The following is a 548-nucleotide window of genomic DNA, read 5'->3' on the forward strand; positions in this document are numbered from 1 at the left end:
CTCTGAATTTTGAAGGTTGCCAGAAGCCCGTCAATGGCATTGTTCTTGAACTCACTTCCGCGGTCTGTATGGAATATCCGGATCTTTTTCAGTTCAGGCCGGATACGGGCAAAAGCTTGATACACCAGCTTGGGATCTTTGTGGGGACCCGAACTATAGCCAATGAATTCCCGGTTATGCAGATCCGTAATCAGACACACGTAGTTCCATCTGCCAGCCACGCGTACGTACGTCAAATCGCTGACAACAACCTCCAGATAGTCTCTGTTATTGAATTGTTGCTCCACATGGTTGTTGATTTCTTCTTCATTAGTGTGCTTATGCTGAACTTTGAACTGTGCCACCGTATAGTTGGAGACAAGGCCCAGCTCCTTCATGATTCGGCCGATCCGCCTTCTGGAGGCTACGGTGCCTTCTTTTCTAAGCTCTTCTTTGATTTTCCGGGTACCATAGTTGCGTCTGCTGGCCAGGAAAATCTGTTTGATCGAATCCCGCAAAGCATACTCGTCTGCTTTGCATTTCGGCTTGTAGTACAACGTGCTTCTTGC

At 47.8% G+C, this 548-nt stretch carries 1 protein-coding gene; it reads right to left on the reverse strand.

The features are described 5' to 3' along the window. Window positions 1–548, reverse strand: a 548-nt coding sequence (locus AC0KSB_RS10735) for an IS3 family transposase (protein WP_472309114.1), incomplete at both ends; no start/stop codon positions are given.

The organism is Ercella succinigenes, assembly GCF_900002895.1.